This window comes from Roseomonas rosulenta (assembly GCF_016106005.1).
GTDB classification, from domain to species: domain Bacteria; phylum Pseudomonadota; class Alphaproteobacteria; order Acetobacterales; family Acetobacteraceae; genus Neoroseomonas; species Neoroseomonas rosulenta.
The window spans coordinates 1-4,129 of sequence record NZ_JACADR010000337.1 but is presented as its reverse complement, the minus strand read 5'-3'; the positions used below and the strand labels follow the sequence as shown (position 1 = coordinate 4,129).

Sequence of the window (4,129 nt, the reverse complement as noted above, 5' to 3'; positions counted from 1 at the left end):
GCTACTCGCCTGACGGGAGAGGTGCGCCCACCGCACGACCGGCGGGCTCGAAGACGACCCCCAAGGCCGCTTCCAGGACACCGCCACATCTTCATCAGCCGATCACGCAGGTTTCGCAGAGCTCTCCCGTGAGGTCATCGCCACGCAGTCAGCAACCCACGCCGCCTGTCCGGTTTGATGGGGGCAACTCCAATCGCAGAGGTCTCCCGCGGACGCCCCCCTAGTCAGGGCACCTATCTTAGCTTTATCACGCTTTTCCGCGCGCAGCGTCGCTATCGCGGCCGGATTTCGTCCAACATAGGAGAACAGCGAGTGATTAGACGGCCACGATGCATTGTTATTGATCCGAATCAGAGGTTCCAACATTCACATAACTATCGGTACAATAAAATTATCTGTAATAACGCTATAGAGGCGGGTTTTGATACGGTACTTCTTATCAATAAAACAGATAATTCAGATTTTTCTGATGTTACTGCCGATATACGCAAGTGTTTTTCGCACTCTTCTTATGATTACGCAGAAATTCATTCCAAGTATCGGAATATTGAGATCGTTAATCTGTGTGACGGTATTTTTAATTTCGGAAGATCTGTTGCCGGGCTATTGCGGCCCGGCGCAGCTGCGCGGTTTCCTGATGTTGTATCTGTTTTTAATATTTTTCTCCGCACGATAATGGTGATATTATTTCCATTCATTTACATTTTAATGAAATTGTATAACTTCATTATATACAAAAGAGCGCCGTATTATGATGATTTATTTGCTCGGGAGCTCGCCGCGGAGCTCCGGAAACTGAAGGTATCGGAGGGCGATCTCGTCATCATGCACTCCGGAAACTACGCCATGATAGAGGCGTTGTTTTTCCTTCGGCCGCACATGGACCTTATCGATCCGCTCCCGGCGCCCCTTCATGTTGTTTTCCATCACTCAATGACGGAGAACTATGGCGAGTCCTTCAACCTCGACTATTATCAGCGCGCCGAACCGCGGTGGCTTGGGCAGCGTTGCCGGAGCGGGCTTCCGTTCAGAGCTCTGCACCTCTTCGGTACAAACGATGGTCTCTGCAGCGAGATGACGGCGCTTTCGGGCTTGCCGTTCAAGATTTTCAATCACGTCGAGGAGCCTGCGAAATTCAGCGGGCGGCTGGCCGACGCTGAGGCCCGGTCGCCGAACAGGACAGTTGCGCTACGGGTCGGCGTTCGGGCCAAAGACATCACGGCGGAGAACCACGCGGCGGTTGCGCTGGCATTTAAAGCGGTGCGCGCAAAAGATCCGGATTCTCGCTTTGTTCTTCTGGGACTTCAATCCTCTTCATCAAATGACGTGCAGCGCCTTCTCCTGAGCGTTCACGGGATTGAGGTCGCCGACATTGCATCCGACAGCGACTATCTCGACCAGATCGCAGGCCTGGATCTGCTTCTGCAGCCTTACCGCCAAGCCGATTATACGAATCGGATCAGCGCGGTCTTTGCCGAATGCGCGCTGCTCGGGGTGGCAGTCGTGGCGCCCGATAATACGACGATGAGCCGATCAGCCCATCTTGGGCACGTCTTTACGTATTCGGAGATTGACGACCTCGCCGCAGCGGCGACGGACTTTGTCGATGCGCACAGGACGCAGGACTTCGCCAGGGAGCGCCTGAAAAAAATGAAGGAGGCACGGGAGATTTTCCTGCGCAACTGTGTCACCCAGGACTTCCTGCCGGCGGCCGCGGAACCCGCAGTAACTTGCGGGAGGTTCGGCGCCGTTGCAGCCGTTGTGTCTCCATTCTGGGGCAAATGTGGTAGCACAACCGTGTTTGACTCAAATACCGAGTATCTCCTCAGCCGTGGTTTCTTCGTATTTCGTATGATGGTTTCCGAAAATCCGGCTGGCTATTGGAATATTGATTCGATATTTCAGCGGCACAGGGAAAATTCAGAGCGCGTTCGCCCGCATGCCTTCCTTTTGGCCAGTAGTACGCGCGCATCAACGCTGAAGGTGTTTCTCTCGCCTTCGTTCTGGCGCAAGAGTCTTTTTGGCCAGTTAAACGCTCTGAACGGAGGGGCGGTGGACCACGACCGGACCCTCGCCCGCTACGTGTTCGAGAATGCAGTCGTTGTCATCGTGAACCACGCATTCAACACCGACTATGCAAGGCGCTTCAGGAAAGCCCGGATCATCCTGGAGACGCAGGATATCCAAGCCCGCCAGCTCGCGAGCCAGAGACGGCGCAATCTCGTCACGCAACGCATTGAGAGGGAGGCCGATCACCTGAGGGACGAGATTGCGGTCTGGCGTTCGGTGGATGCGACTGTAAACCTCTCGGAGACCGAAAACGCCACGATCCGCTCATACTCTCCACGCAGCACATGCATCCGGCCCTACATGGCGGCGCGCAGGATTTCGCCCAAGCGCCCCTGGGCAGAATTCGTTGCTACGAATCGGTTGGATCCGGCCTTCCTTGACCGAAAATCTTTCGACTTGATGCTCTGGGGCGATGCCCACCCGCTCAACGTCCAGTCCGCGATCTGGTTCCTTGAGAAAGTGGTTCTCGCCCATCCTCGGCTTGCTGACAAGTCAGTAGTCGTTGTAGGCAGGCTTGGCCCGGCCGTTTACGCCAATCTGGGACCCCGTCCCCGTTGGTACTATGGCGACTTCCTCGACACGATGGACGACTGCTTCGCAAAGGCGCGCCTGCTGGTACTTCCGGATCAGATCGGAACCGGCATGTCGATAAAGACGCTCGAAACGCTGGCGATTGGCATGCCCTTCGTCGCCACCGCCGTAGCCATGCGGGGGATAAATCTTGGCGACACGAACTACGTCCCGGCCGGGTCGGTGGCTGAGTTTCAGCAGGACATCCTCCAGCTTTTGAGGTTGTCAGCGAGCCGGAAGAAGCGAGCGGAATTGGCGAAATATCTGTTCTCGCTTAATTTTGATCGCGAATTCTACTGTCGGGCATGGGACGAAGTTCTTGCTTCAGTCGGCCTTCCTCAGTAAGGTTCCTGCAATTAACAAAGGAGTTGACGGACATGAGTTATCCCCAAAGCATTCATTCGCTGGTTCCCTTGGTTGGGGCGACCGAGGAGCTGGTTCCTGAAATCCCCATGGAAGCTCTTTTAGAAAGTGTCGAAATTATCCGAAGAACGCATTTCACCACTACGGGGGTGCACGATGTCGACTTCGAATTCTTTCGCAATCTCGGCGCTGACAAGGTTTTTTGCGACGTGGGCGCTAACATAGGGAACTCGATTAACTCCCTTACCAGCGTCGGCAGCCGGGCTGCGATCCACAGCTTCGAGATCAATCCGGTGCTTTATCGCAGTATCAACGAGGCGATGGAGCTTTATCCAGGCCCGAGTATGCTTCACAGATTCGGGCTTGCGTCGGAGGAGGGGTCTTTCTGGCTCTTTATCCCTTATTGCTCGGGCATCTTCATCCTCGGCGAGGCGACGATACGGCTCGAGCATTCCTTAAAGCCGGAATCGCTGGCCCGGCTGCGCTCCTATACGACTGACGGTTATGTCGCGGTGGGCAAGGTGAAGGTTTTCGTCAAGCGCTTTGACGATCTCGGCATATTGCCTGACTATGTGAAGATTGATGTGGAGGGGGCCGAGAGCCGGGTTCTCTCCGGCATGTGGAGGAGTATCGGTGCCAGCCGGCCGATCATACTGATTGAAAACAGCTTCCAGGATGAGATCGACGTTCTTATGCGCGACGCTGGCTACAGCCCTTGGGGTTTCCATCCATCGGAGCGACGCCTCCTGCCTCGGCCGAAGGACGGTTTCCAGAACACCTTCTACGTGAGCGACGATCGCGTCTCCCGGCTACAGATGGAAGGCACGGTTGGCCCAGCTTAACCTAACGGCCATTGTCTGTCATTCGAAGCGTCGCGCATGAGTTTACTTCCAGTCCATCCCAAGCTGCTGGCTCAGTTTGCGCTCATCGGCTTTGGAGGCGCCTTTCGAAGCCAGTATCTCGACGCGTTTTTCCGTAGCATCGACGCCGACGCGCTGTTGGACGCCTCGAATAACCGCGTTGCGGGGCGGTGCTGAAGGCCGTCGGGGGCGCGGGGATGCCGGCCGGTGCGGCTGCGCGGCGGGGTTCTGGTGAGGATCGGGGGGGTGGGTTCGTTCTGGTCCTT

The 4,129-nt window shown here is 55.9% G+C and carries 2 protein-coding genes; both read left to right on the top strand.

The window, feature by feature from the left end:
• The first annotated feature begins 312 nt into the window (after nt 1–312).
• Nucleotides 313–2,985 carry a glycosyltransferase gene (locus HW578_RS28505; protein ID WP_198373151.1) on the top strand — a complete coding sequence of 891 codons (2,673 nt, stop codon included), beginning with the start codon at nt 313–315 and terminating at the stop codon, nt 2,983–2,985.
• A 32-nt stretch (nt 2,986–3,017) separates the two neighbouring features.
• Nucleotides 3,018–3,845, top strand: coding sequence for an FkbM family methyltransferase (locus tag HW578_RS23580; protein WP_198373150.1), 828 nt, complete (start codon nt 3,018–3,020; stop codon nt 3,843–3,845).
• Nucleotides 3,846–4,129 lie beyond the last annotated feature (284 nt).

Bases quoted from the DNA above. Each gene is read 5' to 3' on its own strand.
- HW578_RS23580 (WP_198373150.1), top strand. From the start codon at position 3,018: ATGAGTTATCCCCAAAGCATTCATTCGCTGGTTCCCTTGGTTGGGGCG.